Source organism: Saccharopolyspora karakumensis, assembly GCF_004349225.1.
GTDB classification, from domain to species: Bacteria; Actinomycetota; Actinomycetes; order Mycobacteriales; family Pseudonocardiaceae; genus Saccharopolyspora; species Saccharopolyspora endophytica.
In genome coordinates, this window is the sequence record NZ_SMLA01000005.1 from 124,629 (window position 1) to 143,156 (window position 18,528).

Sequence of the window (18,528 nt, forward strand, 5' to 3'; positions counted from 1 at the left end):
GGTTCCCGAGGAACCGCACCGGCCTTCGTCGCGTTCAGATCAGGACTGCTTCTCGGCCAGGATCTTCTCCGTGGCGACGAGGCGAACGCAGACGGCCAGGCCCGCGGTGGCGGCCTCGACGTCGGCGAGCTCCGGGAAGGTCGGCGCGATGCGGATCACCGAGTCCGTCGGGTCGTCCCCGTAGGGGTGGGTCGCACCGGCGGGAGTGAGGGCGATACCCGCTTCCTTGGCCTTGGCGACGACGGCCTTGGCGCAGCCTTCGGGGACCTCCAGGCTGATGAAGTAGCCACCGGCCGGGTTGCTCCACTTGGCCAGCCCGGTGCCGCCCAGCTCGGCGCTGAGGATCTTGTCCACGGCTTCGAACTTCGGCCGGATCAGCGCGGCGTGCTTGCGCATGTGCTCGCGCAGGCCGGCGGCGTCGCGCAGCAGCCGGGCGTGCGCCCGCTGGTTGACCTTGTTCGGGCCGATGCTGCGCTTGGAGGTCGAGGCCAGCCACCATTCGACGTTCGCAGGCGAGGAGCCGAAGAACGCCACGCCCGCACCCGCGAAGGTGATCTTCGAGGTGGAGCCGAACACGAGCGCGCGGTCGGGGTTGCCGTGCTCGGCGCACAGCGCCAGCACGTCGGCGATCTCGGCCTCGTCATCGGTGAGGTGGTGCACCGCGTAGGCGTTGTCCCAGAAGATCCGGAAATCCGGCGCCGCGGTGCTCATCCCGGCGAGCCGGCGCACGGTCTCGTCGGAGTAGACGGCACCGTCCGGGTTGCTGTACTTCGGCACGCACCAGATGCCCTTGATCCGGGAGTCCTCGGCCACCAGCCGCTCGACGACGTCCATGTCCGGGCCGTCGGGCGTCATCGGGACGGTGATCATCTTGACGCCCAGCCGCTCCGACAGCGCGAAGTGGCGGTCGTAGCCGGGAACCGGGCACAGGAACGCGATCTCCTGCTCGGCGACCCAGCGTTGGGAGCCACCGGGCACGCCGTTGAGCAGCGCGAAGACCAGGGCGTCGTGCATGAGCTCCAGGCTCGAGTTGCCCGCCGCCAGCAGCTGGTCCACCGGTACCTGAAGGTCGTCGCTGAAGATCGCCCGCAGCTCGGGCAGGCCGTTGAGCCCGCCGTAATTGCGCAGGTCAGCACCGTCGGCGTCGGTTCCGCTGGCGAGGTCGAGCAGCTCGTTGGACAGGTCCAGCTGCTTCGGCGATGGCTTTCCTCGGGTGATATCCAGTTTCAGGCCGCGCGCCACGAGATCTGCGAACTCCTGGTGGGCGCGGTCGCGCTGGGCGGTCAGCTCTTCAATGGATGAAGCTGGATCAGGCACCGGTTGTTTCCTTCGCCGTGTCGAGTAACGGGTCGGCAAACAGCCTAGCTCTCACCTGCAACCCGGTTTGAGACGGCACGCGGGCCTGCGCGCCGGAGGTGACCACGTGGGTGCTGGTGCAGACCCTCGACAAGCGGCATGGTGGGACTCGTGCGCAGGTCATCGGCCACCGTCGGCAGTGCCGTGTTCTTCGTCGCCGGGCCGGGGACGGTCACCGTTCTCGTGCCGTGGCTGCTCACGGGCTTCCGATGGCAGGAGCCCGTCGCGCACTGGTGGCTGGCTCGGGTGCTGGGAGGTGCGCTGATCCTCGCGGGTGCGGCGGTCCTCGTGCACGCGTTCAGCAGGTTCGTCCGGGAGGGCCGGGGGACACCGGTCCCGGTCGCAGCTCCCGACCACTTGGTGGTGGGCGGGCTGTACCGGCACGTGCGCAATCCGATGTACGTGGCGTTGTTCGCGGTGCTCATCGGCGAGCCGCTGCTGCTCGGAGGCCTGTGGGCGCTGCTGTACCCGCTGGTGCTGTGGTGCTTCGTCGCTCCGTACGTGCGCTGGCGAGAGGAACCGGCGCTGGTCCGCCGCTTCGGCGCCGACTACGAGTGCTACCGGAGCGCGGTTCCGGCCTGGATCCCGCGGCTGCGTCCCCGGCACCAGTAGCGCAATGACGAGAGGACCGAGTCATGGGCCGATCGATCCTGGTCACCGGCGGTACGGGCACGCTCGGCAGCGTCGTGGTGGGGTTGCCGCGCGGAGCCGGGCACGACGTCCGCGTGCTCAGCCGTCGGCCGGTGGTGCAACGAGTGGTCGGTGACCTGCGCACCGGCGAGGGCATCGGGGCCGCTGTCCGCGACGCGGAGGCGATCGTGCACTGCGCCACCACCAACGGTGGCAAGGACGCGGTGGCCACCCGACACCTCGTCGAGGCGGCTCGTCGGTCGGGTCGGCCGCACCTGGTCTACATCTCCATCGTCGGCATCGACCGGATCCCGCTGTTCTACTACCGGGCCAAGCTCGAAGCCGAACGCCTGGTGATGGGTTCCGGCCTGCCGTGGACGGTTCTGCGCACCACGCAGTTCCACGACCTCATCGCCGCGATCGCCTCGGTGCAACGCCGCTCGCCGGTGGTCGCGGCGCTGTCCGACGTGCGGTTCCAGCCCATGGCGGTGGACGAGGTCGCCCAGCGGCTGGTCGAGCTGGTGGACGGGACACCTGCCGGTCGGGTGCCGGACATGGGCGGACCGCAGGTGCGCGGCCACGCGGAGCTGACCCGCGCGTACTGCGAGGCCCGTGGTCTTCGCAGGCGGGTGCTCCGGCTGAGGCCGCCGGGCGCTGTGTTCAGGGCGTTGCGCGCCGGCGAGAACCTCGTCCCGGACCGCGCCGTCGGACGGGCGACGTTCGAGGACTTCCTCAGCGGCGCGTGAGCAGGTGGGCCGCGGTCGCGGTCGCGGCGGTCACGGCGAACACCGAGGGCCAGGCGCCGATCTTCTTCGCCAGCGGGTGCGAGCCCGCCAGTGCCGTTCCGTAGGTCGCTCCCAGGGCCAGTGCCGGGACCACACCGGCGCGGCGGCGGCAGACCTCCATCGCGCCCAGACCTGCGCCTGCCGCGACGACTCCGCCCCAGTGCCGGTGCTGGGAGGCGCGAGCCACCGCGAAGCCACCGATCAAACCGGCCGAGGTCAGCAGGCTGGACGGAATCGACATGCGTACTCCTCGTTGGTTCCGGTCCCGACGCTTCGACCTTACTGCCGCCCGGGTGGTTCTGGCGGGAACCCGCCGCATCGGTGATTGACTTCCCATTTCGCGCTAAGAAAAGTGCTGGTCTCGTCCTTCTTCCAGATTCGGGAGCCTGCATGCGGCGCGTTGTGACCGGTTGTCTCGCGGCGATCTTCGCCCTGCCCCTGGTCGGGTCCACGGCGGCGGCCCAACCGCCGCAGGGCCCGGTGTTCTCCGACGGTGAAGCGCAGCCGGTGTTCGACCCGGCTCAGGCGGTGCGCCAGGACCTGTTCGTCACCGCGCCCGTCGACAGCGACCACGACGGTCAGCAGGACCGGGTGCACGTCCAGGTGGTGCGGCCGAAGGAGTCGGACCAAGGCCTGCGGGTCCCGGTGGCCTACCAGGCCAGCCCGTACTTCTCGGGCGGCAACGACGTGCCCAACCACAACGTCGACACCGAGCTGCACGTGCCGGAGCAGAGCGGCCCGCGCACGATGCGCCGCACGACGGGCGACGAGCGGGTCGCCGTCGCCGCCGAGATCGACTGGGCCTACGAGAAGTACCTGCTGGCCAGGGGCTATGCCGTGGTCTACGCCGAGTCGCTGGGGACCGGGGAGTCCACGGGATGCCCGACCACCGGTGCTGAGAACGAGACGATCGGCGCCAAGTCCGTGGTGGACTGGCTCAACCGCCGCGCACCCGGCCACGACGCCGGCGGTGCGCCGGTTCAAGCCCACTGGTCGACCGGCAAGGTCGGCATGATGGGCGTCTCCTACAACGGCACCCTGCCCAACGCCGTGGCCTCCACGGGGGTCGAAGGCCTCGAAGCGATCGTCCCGATCGGCGCGATCTCGAACTGGTACGACTACTACCGAACAGACGGGGCCGTGGTCGCGCCCGGCGGTTACCAGGGCGAGGACGCCGATGTGCTGGCCGAGTACGTCCACACCCGCGCCGACCGGGAACCGTGCCGCCCGGTGATCGACGGCCTCACCGCTGAGCAGGACCGGATCACCGGCGACTACAGCCGGTTCTGGAACGAGCGCAACTACCTCGACGACGTCGACGAGGTGCACGCGGCCGTGCTGTCGGTGCACGGGCTCAACGACTGGAACGTCAAGACGCGCCAGGCCGCGCAGTGGTACCGGGCGCTGCGGGAGCACGACGTGCCGCACAAGATCTGGTGGCACCAGTCCGGCCACACCGACCCGATCAAGCTGCGCGAGCAGGAGTGGCTGCGGACGCTGAACCGCTGGTTCACCCGCTACCTCCACGACGTGCCCAACGGCGTCGAGGGCGAGCCGCGCGCGACGGTGCAACGCGAGGACGGCAGCTGGACCGAGGAACCCGAATGGCCCGCCCCGGATGCCGCCGAGACGGTGTTGCGCCCGAGCGCGGGTGGACCGCAGCGAGGCGGTCTCAGCGCTGCGAACCCCGCCGCTGAGGTGGTGGAAGGCCTCACCGACGACGCCGGTCTGCTGGCCGAGGAGCTCGCGGCGGCACCGAGTTCGCCGAACAGGCTGGCCTACTTCACCGAGCCGCTCGCCGAGCAGGCGCGGGTCAGCGGTGAGGTGCGCGCTGACCTGGCGCTGACCTTCGACCGCCCGGCGGCCAACGTGACCGCTCTGCTGGTCGACCTGGCTCCGGACGGTTCGGTCTCGGTGGTCACCCGCGGGTGGACCGATCCGCAGAACAGGGAGGCGCTGGACCGCACCACGCCGATCGAGCCCGGGCAGAACTACGCGATCACCGTGACCATGCAGCCCGACGACTACGTGTTCGCACCCGGGCACCGGCTGGGCGTGGTGGTGCTCTCCAGCGACCGCGACTTCACGCTGCGCCCCAAACCGGGCGCGGGGCTGCGGCTGGACCTGGCGCGCACCAGCATCTCGATTCCCGCCGTCGGAAGTATTTCGTGAGCGGGTTTCATGAAATTCGGTGCGGTAGCGCAGAGCAACCTTCGATGGAGTGGCGAAGTTAGCCTGATCGATCGTCGCTGACCGGTGGGGTTCCGAGCGTTTCGGTCTTGAACTGTCCACAGCGGACTAAGTTGTCCAGAGATTCGCGAAACCTCTTCCGTCGAGCCGGTTTTCGACTCCATCGTTGTGGCATGACAACGCGACTGAACACCCAGATATCGATGAGCGATCCCGGTGACGTGCTCGCCGCGCTACCGCACATGATCGGGTTCAACCCGGTCAACTCCTTCGTGCTGCTGACGCTGCACGAACTGACCGGCACACCGAAGTTCGGCATGACCATGCGCGTGGACCTGCCGTGCCCCTCCAACGCCTGCGCGTTCGGCGAATTCCTGCTGACAGGGCCCCTGAACAGGAACAACGCCGAAGGCGTGATCCTGGTCGTGGTCGGGGACAAACCCAACTACTCGGGCTGCCCGGAGAGTTGCGGCGGCAGGTGCCACGAGTCCGACGAGCCCGGCCCCGACTCCGAGCCGCCGATGCTCGGCCTGATCGACGTGGTCCGGAAAACGCTGCTGCAAGCCGGGATCGTGACGGCTCACGCGCTGCACGTGCCGGAGATCGCGGCCGGCGAGAAGTGGCGGTGCTACTTCGACGAGGGCTGCCGCGGAGTCGTCGCGGATCCGAAGGAATCCGCGATGGGAGCTGTGATGGCCGCCGAGGGAACGGTGACCTTCGGGAGCAGGGACGAACTGCGCGAACTCGTCGCGCCCGAATCGCACGAGGTGATCAGCCGCTGGTCGGCGAAGCTCGACGCGCTGGCCGAGGAGGCCATCGACTCCTACGACCCGTCACGCGTCACCGAAGACCTGCGCAAGGTCTTCGGCGCGATCCAGCGCATCGCCGGAGGCTCCGCCCTCACCGAGGACGACCTGCTGGGCGTGCTGCACGCCGTCGCGGACACCCGCGTGCGGGACATCGTGATGGGCACCGCGCTGAGCGAACTGGCGCGCCCGGCCGAGGAGCTCTGGCTGACGCTCGTGCGCAAGGCACCGGACCCCGAGCTCGCCGAGGTCGCCGCGCTGCTGGCGTTCTCGGCCTACGTGCGCGGTGAGGGCGCGCTGGCGGGTGTGGCCCTGGAACGCATCGAGAAGGCCAGGCCCGGACACACACTCGGCATCCTGCTCCGGCAAGCCATGGACTCCGGAATCCCGCCCGCGGAGCTGGCCGTCATCGCCCGGCACTCGGTCGACGACGCCCAGCTCCTGCTCGACGAGGACGGAGGCTGCTGATGTGCGCGAAGAAGCGGAAGAAGCGATCAGGACGCGTGACGCGCGCGGGTGAACTCCCACGCGTCGCGCACGATCACGCCGATGTCGGCGCGCTGGGGCTGCCACCCCAGGTCCTCCCGCGCCCGCTGGCTGGAGGCCACCAGGGTTGCGGGGTCGCCGGCTCGGCGCGGTGCGACCTTCGCCGGGATCGGGTGCCCGGTGACCTCGCGGCAGGTGTCGATGACCTGCTTGACCGAGAAGCCCGTGCCGTTGCCCAGGTTGTAGATGCGGTGCTGGCCTGCCTCGGCGTTCTGCAGCGCCAGCAGGTGGGCGTCGGCGAGGTCGGTGACGTGGATGTAGTCGCGGACGCAGGTGCCGTCGGCGGTGGGCCAGTCCTCGCCGAAGATCTGCACCTGCTCGCGCTGACCCAGCGCGACCTGCAGCACGATCGGGATCAGGTGGGTCTCCACGGTGTGCCGCTCGCCGAAGGCGCCGTGCGCCCCGGCGACGTTGAAGTACCGCAGGCTGACCGCACCGATGCCGTGCGCGGTCGCGTAGGAGGTGATCGCGTGGTCGATCGCGAGCTTGGTGGCACCGTAGGTGTTGGTCGGCCGCGTCGCGAGGTCCTCGGTGATCGGGGAGACCTCGGGCTCGCCGTAGGTCGCCGCCGTCGAGGAGAACACCAGTCGCGGCGTGCCGTGCTCGCGCATCGCATCCAGCAGGCGCAGCGACGTGACGACGTTGCCCTGCCAGTACTTCTGCGGGTCCTCCATGGACTCGCCGACCAGCGACTTGGCCGCGAAGTGCAGCACACCGTCGAACCGCTCCGCGAGCAGCTCGCTCGCCGCGGAGGCGATGTCGGCCTCGACGAACTTGCAGCCGTCCGGGATCGCGTCGGCATGCCCGGTGGACAGGTCGTCGACCACGACGACCTCGTGGCCCGCCTCCACCAGGCGTGCTGCGCACACGCTTCCGACGTAACCGGCACCGCCTGTGACCAGGAGCTTCAACTGCGCACTGCCTTCCGTGGGAAAACTAGTCGATTCAGCGGGAAGCGGAGGTCGACGAGCTCGTCACAGGTCCCGTCCCGCACCGGCGGAGGGTATCGCGATGAACACGCGCGGCTCGGTGAGGCTCCGCTCGGCGAACGCGGACCGGACGGCGGACTCGATCCGCTCCCGGTCGGCGGTGGAGATCAGCGCGATCGCCGAACCGCCGAAGCCGCCGCCGATCATCCGCGCACCCAGTGCACCGGCCTGCACCGCTGCGTCCGCTGCGACGTCGAGTTCCAGGCAGGAGACGCGGTAGTCGTCGCGGAGGCTGGCGTGGGAGGCGTTGAGCAGCGGGCCGATCTCGGCGTAACCGCTGGAGCGCAGCAGCTCCACGGTGGACAGCACTCGCTCGTTCTCCGTGACCACGTGCTTGACCAGCGGCTGGAGCTCGTCCGGAAGCTGCTCCAGCGCCGCAGGCAGCTGCGCCGCCGAGACGTCCCGAAGTGCCTTGACCTCCAGCAGCTCCGCCGCCCGCTCGCAGCCCTTCCGGCGTTCTCCGTAACCGGATTCGCTGTGCGAGTGCTTCGCGCGGGTGTCGATGACCAGCAGCTCCAGGTCGGCGCTGCGCGGGTCGAACGGGACCTGCTCGGCCTCGCCGGAGCGGACGTCGAAGAACAGCACGTGGGACTCGACGCAGCGCAGCGACGCGGTCTGGTCGAGCAGGCCGGTGGGAGCGCCGACGTAGTCGTTCTCCGAGCGCTGCACGATTCGAGCGATCTCCGCCAGGCCCGGCGCGTCCGGCTCGCCCGGCGCCAGGCCCAGGTGGTCGAGCAACGCCAGCGCAACAGCGCACTGCAGCGCGTGGGAGGACGACAGGCCCGCGCCGGTGGGGACGTCACCGACGATCACCAGGTTCAGTCCGGGCACGGGGAAACCGGCTTCCCGCAGCGCCCACGCGACGCCGGCGGGGAAGGCGGACCAGCCGGCGTGGGAACCGGGCCGGAGGTCGTCGACGACGACCTCATCGCCCTGGTGGAGCTCGCCGTCGTCGCCCAGCGTCGCGCTCACGAGCTTGCCGTCCTCGCGCGGCCCGATGGCCACCGCCACCCGGTGCGGAATCGCCATCGGCAGCACGAAACCGTCGTTGTAGTCGGTGTGCTCACCGATCAGGTTGACCCGGCCCGGGGCCGACCACACCGCGCTGGCGGTGCGGCCGTGCTCAGCGGCGAACAGCTCCGCCGCGCGTTCGGAGACGGTCACTTGGCGGTCACCATGACCGCGTGCGCGATGCTCGACGTCAGCTCGGCGGTACCGCTCTGGCCGCGTACCTCGATCGGCTTGTTCGCCCCGACCACCGACAGGATCTCGACCTCGTTGCCCGGCACGATGCCGACCTCCTTGAGATCGGTCATCAGGTCGGGGTCCAGCTGCACGTGCTCGGCGATGCGGCGGATGACCGCGCGGCCACCGCCGTTGCGTGCGATCTCGTCGACTCGCTGGAGCTCGCCGTCGACCGCGCTCTCGACGTGATCGACACCGAGGTCGTCGAGTCCCGGGATGGGGTTGCCGTAGGGGGACGTGGTGGGGCCACCGAGGAGCTTGACGAGCTTGCGCTCGACGGCCTCGCTCATCACGTGCTCCCAGCGGCACGCCTCGTTGTGCACGTGCTCCCACTCGAGGCCGATCACGTCGACGAGGAGCCGTTCGGCGAGGCGGTGCTTGCGCATGACGCTGATCGCCCGGGCGCGACCGGCCTTGGTCAGCTCGAGGTGGCGGTCCTCGGCGACCATCAGCAGACCGTCGCGCTCCATGCGGGCCACCGTCTGGCTCACGGTGGGTCCGCTCTGCTCCAGGCGCTCGGCGATCCGGGCCCGGAGTGGCACCACACCCTCTTCCTCGAGGTCGTAAATGGTGCGAAGGTACATCTCAGTGGTATCGATGAGATCGTTCACGTCGGCTCCCCATTCAAGTCCCAACCACGATGCTAGTCGCTGCCAGCGACAACGGTCAGTGGCCGGGGAGTTGACAGCCAAGATTGATGACCGACCTCGTCGGCGGGCTTCGAAAGGCCGTCATGCATCCCTTGATCAGTACCGATGATCTCATGTCCGCGCTGAGTGCGGATCCGCACCCGACGCTGCTCGACGTGCGGTGGTCACTGCTCGGACCACCGGGACGGGAGGATTACGCCGAGGGGCACTTGCCCGGAGCGGTTTTCGTGGATCTGGACGCCGAGCTGGCGTCCGAGCCGAGCACCGCCGGCCGGCATCCGCTGCCCGATCCGGCGGCCCTGCAGGAGGTCCTCCGCCGGGCCGGTGTGGACGCCGACCGGCCCGTGGTGGTCTACGACGCGGACAACGGTTCGGCAGCGGCCCGGGCGTGGTGGCTGCTGCGCTGGGCCGGTCACCGCTCGGTCGCCGTCCTCGACGGCGGCTACGCGGCGTGGACCGCCGAGGGCAAGCCGACCACCACCGAGGTTCCCGAACCCGATGACGGTGGATTCCGGGTTCGGCCCGGTGCGATGCCGGTGATCGACGCGGACCAGGCGGCCGGCCTGGCTCGCGACGGCGTGCTGCTCGACGCGCGGGCCCCGGAGCGATACCGGGGTGAGGTCGAGCCGGTGGACCCGCGCGCCGGGCACGTCCCCGGAGCGCGCAACGCGCCGTTCAGCGAGCACACCGGTGAGTCGGGGCGCTGGCGTTCTCCGGAAGAGCTGGCCGAGCGCTTCGCCGCGCTGGGCGTGACCGGCGACAGCGCGGTCGGCGCCTACTGCGGCTCGGGCGTGACCGCCTGCTCGGTGCTGCTCGCGCTGGAGCACGCCGGCGTCACCGACGCGCGCAACCCGGCGGCGCTGTACGCGGGCTCGTGGTCGAACTGGGCGGCGGACCCCGCGCGGCCCGCGGCCACCGGTGCGGACCCGGGCTGAGGCCCTCGCAAGATCGATCCGGTTCGGCGGGTCACGCGGCCGAGACCCTGTGGCGGGTGGCTTCCTGCGGGTAGCGTCCCGCCCATGGGTTCTCAGTTGGCCGTGGTCTGGGACGAGTCGCTGCTCGAGTACGACCTCGGCGGGCACCATCCGCTGCATCCGATCCGCCTGGACCTGACCATGCGGCTGGCCGACGCGCTCGGCCTGCTCGACGGCGTGGAGACGCTCAAGCCCGAGCCGGCCACCGAACGGGACCTGTTGCGGGTGCACACCGCCGAGTACATGGCCGCCGTTCGCTCGGCCCCGCTGAGCGGCTGGGAGGTCGGGCACGGGCTGGGCACCGACGACAACCCGGTCTTCGACCGGATGCACGAGGCGTCGGCCCTGATCGCGGGCGCGTCGATCAAGGCTGCCGAGCAGATCGTGTCCGGCCAGGCCGACCGCGCCGTCAACATCGCCGGGGGACTGCACCACGCGATGGCCGATCACGCGGCCGGGTTCTGCGTCTACAACGACTGCTCGGTGGCCATCGCCTGGATGCTGGAGCAGGGCGTCGAACGCATCGCCTACCTCGACGTCGACGTGCACCACGGTGACGGTGTGCAGGCGGCCTTCTACGACGACCCGCGCGTGATGACGATCTCGCTGCACCAGCACCCGGTGACGTTGTGGCCGGGCACCGGCTTCGCCACCGAGGTCGGCAAGGGCAACGCCGACGGCACGGCGGTCAACATCCCGCTGCCACCGGGCACCGGTGATGCGGACTGGCGGCGCGCCTTCCACGCGGTGGTGCCCTCGGTGCTCGACCAGTTCCGCCCGCAGGTGCTGGTCACCCAGTGCGGGGCCGACGCGCACCGCGACGACCCGCTCGCCGACCTGTCGATGACGGTCGACGGGCAGCGTGCGACCTACCAGGACCTGCGCGAACTCGCCGAGAGCTACGCCGGCGGCAAGTGGCTGGCGCTCGGCGGCGGGGGATATTCGCTGTTCCGCGTGGTGCCCAGGGCGTGGACCCACCTGCTGGCGACGCTGCTGAACCGGGACGTAGCGCCGGAGACGACCATCCCTGAGGATTGGATCGCGTACGCCGTCCGGCGTGCGCAGAACGTACCGATGCCGACGTCGATGTCGGACGGGGCCGACCCGTCCTTCGAACCCTGGACCGGGGTGACCGCTTCGGCGGTGGACACCGCGATCCGCGACGCCCGGCACGCGGTTTTCCCGCTGCTCGGGCTGGACCCGGCAGACAGCCGCGACTGAGGAGCATCCGAAGTGGACGAAGTGCTGGGAGAGGAGGCCGGGCCGCAGCAGGACTACCCCCGGCAGTGGGAAGCCGACGTGGTGCTGTCCGACGGCGGCACCGTGCACCTGCGGCCGATCGTCCCGGCCGACAAGGACAAGCTGCTGGCCTTCCACGGTCGGCTCAGCGACAGGACCAGGTACTACCGCTACTTCGGCCCGTACCCGCGGATGCCGGAGCGCGACGTGCGGCGGTTCACGCAGGTCGACTACCTCAACCGGATCGCGCTGGTCGCGCTGCTCGGCGACGACATCGTCGCGGTCGGCCGCTTCGATCGGCTCGGTGAGCAGAAGTCCGCCGAGGTCGCGTTCGTCGTCGAGGACGGTCACCAGGGGCGCGGGCTGGGCTCGATCCTGCTCGAGCACCTCGCGGCCGCGGCGCAGGAGCGCGGTCTGCGGCGCTTCGTGGCCGAGGTCCTGGCTGAGAACTCGAAGATGGTTCGGGTCTTCCGCGACGCCGGCTACCAGGTCAGCCGAGCCATGGAGGAGGGCGTCGTGCACCTGGAGTTCGACATCGACCCGACCGAGGAATCGGTGGCGGTGGCCCGAGCCAGGGAGCAGGCCGCTGAGGCGCGCAGCGTGCACAACCTGCTGCGCCCGCGGTCGGTGGCGGTGATCGGGGCTTCCACGGATCACCGCAAGATCGGTCACGCGGTGCTGACCAACCTGCTCACCGCGGACTTCACGGGCCCGGTCTACCCGGTCAACCCCGAGCACCGCTCGGTGCGCGGGGTGCGGGCCTACGCCTCGGTGCTCGACATCCCCGACGAGGTCGACCTGGCGGTGGTGGCGATCCCGGCCGCCAGCGTCAACGAGGTCCTCGACGACTGCCTGGCCAAGGGCGTGAAAACACTGGTCATCGTCTCCTCCGGGTTCAGCGAGTCGGGTCCGGCGGGGCGCGAGGTCGAGCGCGAGATGGTGCGCGCGGCTCGCGTGCACGGCATGCGGGTGGTGGGCCCCAACGCGCTCGGCGTGGTCAACCCCGATCCGGAGTTCCGGCTCAACGCCAGCCTCGCGCCGCAGCTGCCGGGACGTGGCCGCACCGGGTTCTTCTGCCAGTCCGGTGCGCTGGGCGTGGCGATCCTGGAGACCGCGACCGAGCGCGGGCTCGGGTTGTCGACGTTCGTCTCCGCGGGCAACCGCGCCGACCTGTCCGGCAACGACCTGCTGCAGTACTGGCAGACGGATCCGGCCACGGACGTCGTGCTGCTGTACCTGGAGTCGTTCGGCAACCCGCGCAAGTTCGGGCGGCTCGCCCGGCGGCTGGCCCGCAGCAAGCCGGTCGTGGTGGTCAAGTCGGGCCGAAACTCGGTGCGCGCGGGCCTGGCGGCGACCACGGTGGAGATCGACGAGACGAGCGTGCAGGCGCTGTTCGAGCAGTCCGGCGTGATCCGGGTCGAGTCGGTGGCGCAGATGTTCGACACCGCGCTGCTGCTCGCGCACCAGCCGCTGCCGCAGGGCGACCGGGTCTCGATCGTGGGCAATTCCTCGGCGCTGGGCATGATCGCCGCCGACGTGGCCCAGGCGCAGGGGCTGCAGCTGGCGCACGAGCCGGTCGACGTCGGGGCGGTGGCCGGACCGGACGAGTTCGCCGCAGCGGTGCGCGATGCGGCCCTGCGCGACGACGTCGATGCGCTGATCACGGTGTTCGCCCCGCCGGTGGCGGTGCCCGGAACCGCCTACGCGCGGGCGCTGCGCAACGCACTGCAGGAGGCCGATGCCGCGCGCTCGAAGCCGGTGGTGACCACGTTCCTGGCGGCCGAAGGCGTGCCGGACGAACTGGTGGTGCCGGGACCGGACGGGACCACGGGCAAGGGCTCGGTGCCGTCGTACCCGAGCCCGGAGCGCTCGGTGCTCGCGCTGGCCCGCGTCACCCGCTACGCGAAGTGGCGTGCGGCGCCGAAGGGGCACTTCGTGCGGCCTGAGGTGGAGGGCGAGCAGGCGCGTTCGCTGGTCGAGCAGTGGTTGGCCGAGGGCGTGGTCGAGCTCGGCGACGAGCGCACCGTCCGCCTGCTGGGTTGCTACGGCATCGAGGTGGTGCCCTTCCGCAAGGTCACCGACGTCGACGGCGCGATCGCCGCGGCCGAGGAGCTGGGCTACCCGGTGGTGCTGAAGTCCACCAGCGCCAAGCTGCGGCACCGCAACGACCTGGTCGGGGTCCGGCTGGACCTGGGCAGTCCGGAGGCGGTGCGCACGGCGTACGCCGACGTGCGTCGGGTCTCGGGGATCGACGAGGTCTACGTGCAGCGGATGGCCGGGCGCGGGACCTCGTGCGTGATCGACCTCATCGACGACCCGTCGTTCGGCACGCTGGTCTCGTTCGGGCTCTCCGGCGTGGCCAGCGAGCTGCTGGGGGACAAGGCGTACCGCGCGCTGCCGTTGACCGATGTCGACGTCGCCACGCTGGTGCGGGCCCCTCGGGCCGCGCCGCTGCTGGTCGGGTACCGGGGTGTGGAGCCGGCCGACCTGTCCGCGCTGGAGGACCTGGTGCTGCGGGTGGCGACCTTGGCCGAGGACCTGCCCGAGGTGCGCCAGCTGGTGTTGCAGCCGGTCCTGGCCTCGCCGAACGGTGCTGCGGTCACCGGGGCCAAGGTGTCGCTGGGCGAATCCGCGGCGGTTCCGGACACCGGGCCGCGAAGACTGCGATAGGGGACACAGACGGAACGTGCTAGTTCCGTTAATCTGTGCGCGTGGATGAGGTCACGACCCGGAAGATCGACGCGCCCGCCCCCGTGCTCGGCGTGGTCCCCGCGGGCCAATACCGGATCAAGGTGCGCGCGTTGCAGCAGGACGACCCGAGCGCGCCGGTCGCCGTGCTGGCACCGGCCATGGGCGTGCCCGCCGGCTACTACCGGCGGTTCGTCGCCGAGCTGCACCGGCTCGGCGTGACCGTGGTGTCCTACGACGTGCGCGGCCAGGGCGAGAACAAGCCGCGGCCCCGGCGCGGGGTCCACTTCGGCTACCAGGACTTCGTCAACGACCTCGACGCCGTGCTCGACCTGGTCGAATCGGTCCTCCCCAGGGCGCCCCGGTTCGTCCTCGGCCACAGCCTCGGCGGTCAGATCGCGCTGCTGCACACCGCAGCCAACCCCGGCCGGGTCCGGGGCGCGGCGCTGATCGCCACCGGTTCGGTCTGGTACCGGGGCTATCCCGGCCTGGCCAAGTACTACTACTCGCTGCTGGGAACCCAGACGATCGCACTGGGATCGACTCTGCTCGGGTACTGGCCCGGCTACGTCTTCGGCGGCAGGCAGGCGACCGGCCTGATGCGCGACTGGGCGCGCCAGGCGCGCACCGGGCGCTGGCGGCTGACCGGGTCCGACCTCGACTACGACGCCGCCCTGGCCGAGGTGACGACCCCGCTGCTGACCGTGACCGTGGACAACGACGAGCTGGCGCCGACCTCGTCCATGGACGACCTGGTCAAGCACTCCACCCGGGCCGAGCGCACCACCCGGCACTACACGGGCGACGACGCGGGCGGGCCGGTGGACCACTTCAAGTGGACGCGGAGCTCCGCGGAGATGGCGGCTTGGATCGAGGACTGGATGAACGGCGTCCTCGAGCGCTGACCGCAGGTGCGCGCACCGGCCGGGTGAATGGTGTGAAAGGTGTGGACTGATCCACCTCGGCCGGGACGCAACCGCTGACTCCCGAGCGTCCGTCTTAGAGGTATGAGACGCCTACACACTGCAGTGGGCGCGGGGAGTCTGCTTATCGTTCTGGCAGCCTGCGCCCAACAGCCGACCAACGACGTGGGGTTCGGTGGTCAACCGCCGGTGCCTCCCGGACCGGTTCAGCCGAAACCTGAACCGGAACGGACGCCGGTGGCCGCAGAGGCCATCGACCTTTCGCTGCTGCCAAGAGGATATCCGAAGAAGGTCTGGACCCAGGACAACGGTACCGCAGTAGTCGCTTCCGGTCAGGAGGGCGGCTGCAGCAAGGTGCACGCCGAACTGGCGGAGCAGACCGCGGACCACGTGAAGATCATCCTGGTGGAGGAGACTCCGGAGCCGCCGGGCATCTGCACGATGGACCTGAGGTACCCGCCGGTGGCGGTGAGCCTGGATGCGCCGCTGGAAGGGCGAAAAGTGGTCCTGGAGCAGAAAGATGTGAAGGTTCCGCGCTGATCAGGCTGTAGCGCGGCGGAAACCTGCCGCCGTCGCGCGCGCAGAACCCGGCTCGCCGCCGGAGGTGGGGCTCCACGGTGGACCTGGTTCGGCAGTCCTGTTCTCGATGCGGGCTTTTGCAGCGGGATGACCGCGGCCGCTTGGGCTCACCCGCGCACCACGCGCGGGTGAGCCCAAGACCGGTCGCCGATCGCGAAAACCGCGGAGAGCGCTCCTGAATCGTGTGCGATCGGCGCAGCCGTGAAGGCCGCCTGAGCTGTTCGCACCGCAGCGGGTTCTGACACGCCGTCTGGCGAGGACGCCGACGCCGTGTACTGGCGCACATCAGGAGTGGCGCCCGGAGTCCAGACGGCGTGTCAGGTTCCGACACCCGCACCGTCACGCACGACGAGTTCGGGAGGAGGTTCTCAGCGGCCGAAGGAGATCTGCAGGGTGGGCTGCGTCGAGTTGGCGAAGAAGTCGTTGCCCTTGTCGTCGACGACGATGAAGGCGGGGAAGTCCTCGACCTCGATGCGCCAGACCGCTTCCATGCCCAGCTCGGGGTACTCCAGCACCTCGACCTTGCGGATGCAGTCCTGCGCCAGCCGCGCGGCCGGGCCACCGATCGAACCGAGGTAGAAACCGCCGTGGTTCTGGCAGGACTCGGCCACCTTCTTGGACCGATTGCCCTTGGCCAGCATGACCATCGAGCCACCGGCGGCCTGGAACTGCTCGACGTAGGAGTCCATCCGGCCGGCGGTCGTCGGGCCGAAGGAACCCGAGGCGTAGCCGTCTGGGGTCTTGGCCGGACCGGCGTAGTAGACCGGGTGGTCGCGCATGTAGTCGGGCATCGGCTCGCCCGCGTCGAGCCGCTCGGCGATCTTGGAGTGCGCGATGTCGCGCGCCACGACCAGCGGACCGGTCAGCGAGACGCGGGTCTTGACCGGCAGCTTGGACAGCTCGGAGCGGATCTCGGCCATCGGCCGGTTCAGGTCGATCTTGACGACCTCGTCGGAGAGATGCTCGTCGGAGACCTCCGGCAGGTACTTGGCCGGGTCGCGCTCCAACTGCTCCAGGAACACGCCCTCAGGGGTGATCTTGGCCTTGGCCTGCCGGTCCGCCGAGCAGGACACGGCCACGCCGACCGGCAGCGACGCGCCGTGCCGGGGCAGCCGGATCACGCGCACGTCGTGGCAGAAGTACTTGCCGCCGAACTGCGCGCCGATGCCGAACTGGCGGGTCATCTCCAGGACCTGCTGCTCCATCTCGACGTCGCGCAGCGCGTGCCCGGAGCCCGAGCCCTCGCGCGGCAGCTCGTCGAGGTAGCGCGCGGAGGCGAGCTTGGCGACCTTGAGGTTGTACTCGGCCGACATGCCGCCGACGACGATCGCCAGGTGGTACGGCGGGCACGCGGCGGTGCCCAGCGAGCGCAGCTTCTCCTCCAGGAAGCGGCCCAGGCGCGTCGGGTTCAGCAGCGCCTTGGTCTCCTGGTAGAGGAAGGTCTTGTTGGCGCTGCCGCCGCCCTTGGCCATGAACAGCAGCTCGTAGAACGGGTCGGTGCCCGGCTTGTTGAACAGCTCGATCTGGGCCGGCAGGTTGCTGCCGGTGTTGCGCTCTTCCCAGAAGTTCAGCGGCGCCATCTGCGAGTAGCGCAGGTTGAGGTCCTGGTAGGCGTTGAAGATGCCGCGAGCCAGCGACTCCTCGTCCTGGCCGCCGGTGAGCACCGACTCGGTCCGCTTGCCGATGACGATCGCGGTACCGGTGTCCTGGCACATCGGCAGCACCCCGCCGGCCGACACGCAGGCGTTGCGCAGCAGGTCCGTGGCCACGAAGCGGTCGTTCGCGCTGGCCTCGGGGTCTTCCACGATCGACTTCAGCTGGGCGAGGTGCGACGGACGCAGCAGGTGCTGGATGTCCTTGATCGCCTCGGCGGCCAGCGAGGTCAGCGTGGCGGGTTCGATCTCCAGGAAGCGGCGCCCCGCGGCTTCGACGACCTTGATGCCTTCATCGGTCACCAGGCGGTACTCGGTGTCGTCGGGGCCGAGGGGGAGCACCTCGGTGAAGTCGAAATTCGTGGTGGTCACGTCGCGGCTCCTTTGCGCGCGTTCGGGTTACGCGTGCACTCATGTAACCGCGCAGCGGATCACGCCGTCCACACGGGTGGGCTATGTGTGACGGAGACCTGATGGTGTGCCCTTGTCGAAACCTGCTCGGATTGACATTCTCGGGATGGGACGGCTCCCCTCACATCGGAGGCTTCATGGCGACGTCGGATGCGCTCGATGAACTGGTCAACCTCCGCGACCTCGGCGGTCAGCCCACCGGCGACGGTGTGCTGACCAGGTCCGGCGTGGTCTACCGCAGCGACGCCCCGCACCCCGGTGATCGGGACCCGGCCGGGGCGTCGGTGTGGCCACCGCGCGTGGTGGTGGACCTGCGCGAAGCGGTCGAGACGCAGGACGAGCACCCGCTGGCCCCCGTCGCCCAGGTCCACCGGGTTCGGGTGCTGGAAGGGCTGGACAAGCCGGAGGCCGACGGGTCCGCGCACGAGCTGACCCTGCTCTACGAGGGGATGCTGCAGGGCGCGCCGAAGAAGCTCGTCGAGGTGTTCCGGCAGGTCCTGGAGGCTGACGGCCCGGCGCTGGTCCACTGCGCGGCGGGCAAGGACCGGACCGGGGTGGTCTCGGCGATGCTGCTGGGCGCGGCGGGGGTGCGGCCGGACGCGGTCATCGCCGACTACGTGCGCACTGACAAGAACATGTTCCGCGTGCTGCAGCGGCTCAACGAGGCACCGGAGCTGCCGCCGGGCGTGGACGAGGAGATGGTCGCCGAGCTCTTGGCGACCCCGACGCAGGCCATCGAGCGCGTGCTGGAGGTCTTCGACGACCACCAGGGGGCCGCGGGCTGGCTGAGCACCCACGGGGTCACCGACGACGAGCTGGATCGCTGGCAGGAGAAGTTCCTGCAGAAGTAGGTGAGGAGGCCGGA

At 70.2% G+C, this 18,528-nt stretch carries 16 protein-coding genes; 10 read left to right on the forward strand and 6 right to left on the reverse strand.

Annotation, left to right across the window (positions count from 1 at the left end):
* Positions 1 to 39: 39 nt before the first annotated feature.
* Positions 40 to 1,317, reverse strand: a complete 1,278-nt coding sequence (locus E1202_RS05450) for an aminotransferase class I/II-fold pyridoxal phosphate-dependent enzyme (RefSeq protein WP_132681442.1) — start codon at positions 1,315 to 1,317, stop codon at positions 40 to 42.
* A 150-nt stretch (positions 1,318 to 1,467) separates the two neighbouring features.
* On the opposite strand from E1202_RS05450, the gene E1202_RS05455 reads away from it, so the two are divergent.
* Together E1202_RS05455 and E1202_RS05460 are read left to right on the forward strand one after the other, a co-directional pair.
* Entirely contained in the window at positions 1,468 to 1,968 is a 501-nt protein-coding gene (locus tag E1202_RS05455; protein WP_207918474.1) for a methyltransferase family protein, read from the forward strand.
* 23 nt (positions 1,969 to 1,991) lie between these two features.
* Positions 1,992 to 2,732, forward strand: coding sequence for an SDR family oxidoreductase (locus E1202_RS05460; protein ID WP_132681444.1), 741 nt, complete (start codon positions 1,992 to 1,994; stop codon positions 2,730 to 2,732).
* Here the strand turns inward: E1202_RS05460 and E1202_RS05465 are convergent.
* Positions 2,719 to 3,012 carry a hypothetical protein gene (locus tag E1202_RS05465; protein WP_132681445.1) on the reverse strand — a complete coding sequence of 98 codons (294 nt, stop codon included), beginning with the start codon at positions 3,010 to 3,012 and terminating at the stop codon, positions 2,719 to 2,721. The two genes, E1202_RS05460 and E1202_RS05465, sit on opposite strands and share 14 nt — an antisense overlap.
* 149 nt (positions 3,013 to 3,161) lie before the next feature.
* On the opposite strand from E1202_RS05465, the gene E1202_RS05470 reads away from it, so the two are divergent.
* Both E1202_RS05470 and E1202_RS05475 read left to right on the forward strand, forming a co-directional pair.
* Positions 3,162 to 4,943 (forward strand): Xaa-Pro dipeptidyl-peptidase, encoded by a 1,782-nt coding sequence (locus E1202_RS05470; RefSeq protein ID WP_132681446.1) that lies wholly within the window; start codon positions 3,162 to 3,164, stop codon positions 4,941 to 4,943.
* A 191-nt stretch (positions 4,944 to 5,134) separates the two neighbouring features.
* Complete coding sequence (locus tag E1202_RS05475) at positions 5,135 to 6,235, forward strand: DUF4192 domain-containing protein (RefSeq protein ID WP_132681447.1); 1,101 nt, start codon at positions 5,135 to 5,137, stop codon at positions 6,233 to 6,235.
* Positions 6,236 to 6,261: 26 nt separating this feature from the next.
* Here E1202_RS05475 and galE read toward each other — a convergent pair whose 3' ends face one another.
* The 3 genes from galE to E1202_RS05490 all read right to left on the reverse strand — a co-directional run bounded on the left by galE (position 6,262) and on the right by E1202_RS05490 (position 9,158).
* A complete protein-coding gene (gene galE / locus E1202_RS05480) occupies positions 6,262 to 7,224 on the reverse strand; it encodes a UDP-glucose 4-epimerase GalE (protein WP_132681448.1) in 963 nt (320 codons plus the stop codon).
* Positions 7,225 to 7,287: 63 nt separating this feature from the next.
* A complete protein-coding gene (gene galK, locus E1202_RS05485; RefSeq protein ID WP_132681449.1) occupies positions 7,288 to 8,466 on the reverse strand; it encodes a galactokinase in 1,179 nt (392 codons plus the stop codon).
* Positions 8,463 to 9,158, reverse strand: coding sequence for a metal-dependent transcriptional regulator (locus tag E1202_RS05490; protein WP_132672608.1), 696 nt, complete (start codon positions 9,156 to 9,158; stop codon positions 8,463 to 8,465). Before E1202_RS05490 ends, galK begins: the two co-directional genes overlap by 4 nt.
* A 122-nt stretch (positions 9,159 to 9,280) precedes the next feature.
* Between E1202_RS05490 and E1202_RS05495 the strand changes: the two genes are divergently transcribed.
* The 5 genes from E1202_RS05495 to E1202_RS05515 all read left to right on the forward strand — a co-directional run bounded on the left by E1202_RS05495 (position 9,281) and on the right by E1202_RS05515 (position 15,561).
* Positions 9,281 to 10,132, forward strand: a complete 852-nt coding sequence (locus tag E1202_RS05495; RefSeq protein ID WP_132681530.1) for a sulfurtransferase — start codon at positions 9,281 to 9,283, stop codon at positions 10,130 to 10,132.
* A gap of 84 nt (positions 10,133 to 10,216) precedes the next feature.
* Positions 10,217 to 11,392 carry an acetoin utilization protein AcuC gene (locus E1202_RS05500; RefSeq protein ID WP_132681450.1) on the forward strand — a complete coding sequence of 392 codons (1,176 nt, stop codon included), beginning with the start codon at positions 10,217 to 10,219 and terminating at the stop codon, positions 11,390 to 11,392.
* Positions 11,393 to 11,404: 12 nt separating this feature from the next.
* Complete coding sequence (locus E1202_RS05505; RefSeq protein ID WP_235877733.1) at positions 11,405 to 14,080, forward strand: bifunctional acetate--CoA ligase family protein/GNAT family N-acetyltransferase; 2,676 nt, start codon at positions 11,405 to 11,407, stop codon at positions 14,078 to 14,080.
* Between the two features lie 41 nt (positions 14,081 to 14,121).
* Positions 14,122 to 15,003 carry an alpha/beta hydrolase family protein gene (locus tag E1202_RS05510; RefSeq protein ID WP_235877735.1) on the forward strand — a complete coding sequence of 294 codons (882 nt, stop codon included), beginning with the start codon at positions 14,122 to 14,124 and terminating at the stop codon, positions 15,001 to 15,003.
* 255 nt (positions 15,004 to 15,258) lie between these two features.
* Positions 15,259 to 15,561: a hypothetical protein gene (locus E1202_RS05515; RefSeq protein ID WP_235877737.1), complete on the forward strand. Its 303-nt coding sequence runs from the start codon at positions 15,259 to 15,261 to the stop codon at positions 15,559 to 15,561.
* Between the two features lie 407 nt (positions 15,562 to 15,968).
* Here the strand turns inward: E1202_RS05515 and E1202_RS05520 are convergent, their stop codons facing one another.
* On the reverse strand, positions 15,969 to 17,624 hold the full coding sequence (locus E1202_RS05520; protein WP_132681453.1) for a fumarate hydratase: 1,656 nt from the start codon (positions 17,622 to 17,624) through the stop codon (positions 15,969 to 15,971).
* A gap of 176 nt (positions 17,625 to 17,800) precedes the next feature.
* Between E1202_RS05520 and E1202_RS05525 the strand changes: the two genes are divergently transcribed.
* Positions 17,801 to 18,514 carry a tyrosine-protein phosphatase gene (locus E1202_RS05525; protein ID WP_132681454.1) on the forward strand — a complete coding sequence of 238 codons (714 nt, stop codon included), beginning with the start codon at positions 17,801 to 17,803 and terminating at the stop codon, positions 18,512 to 18,514.
* Positions 18,515 to 18,528: the final 14 nt, after the last annotated feature.

What these genes read in the sequence shown, in the direction of transcription:
- E1202_RS05495 (WP_132681530.1), top strand. Translation starts at nt 9,281, where the DNA reads ATGCATCCCTTGATCAGTACCGATGATCTCATGTCCGCGCTGAGTGCG.
- E1202_RS05500 (WP_132681450.1), top strand. Translation starts at nt 10,217, where the DNA reads ATGGGTTCTCAGTTGGCCGTGGTCTGGGACGAGTCGCTGCTCGAGTAC.
- E1202_RS05470 (WP_132681446.1), top strand. Translation starts at nt 3,162, where the DNA reads ATGCGGCGCGTTGTGACCGGTTGTCTCGCGGCGATCTTCGCCCTGCCC.
- E1202_RS05475 (WP_132681447.1), top strand. Translation starts at nt 5,135, where the DNA reads ATGACAACGCGACTGAACACCCAGATATCGATGAGCGATCCCGGTGAC.
- E1202_RS05460 (WP_132681444.1), top strand. Translation starts at nt 1,992, where the DNA reads ATGGGCCGATCGATCCTGGTCACCGGCGGTACGGGCACGCTCGGCAGC.
- E1202_RS05465 (WP_132681445.1), bottom strand. Translation starts at nt 3,012, where the DNA reads ATGTCGATTCCGTCCAGCCTGCTGACCTCGGCCGGTTTGATCGGTGGC.
- E1202_RS05525 (WP_132681454.1), top strand. Translation starts at nt 17,801, where the DNA reads ATGGCGACGTCGGATGCGCTCGATGAACTGGTCAACCTCCGCGACCTC.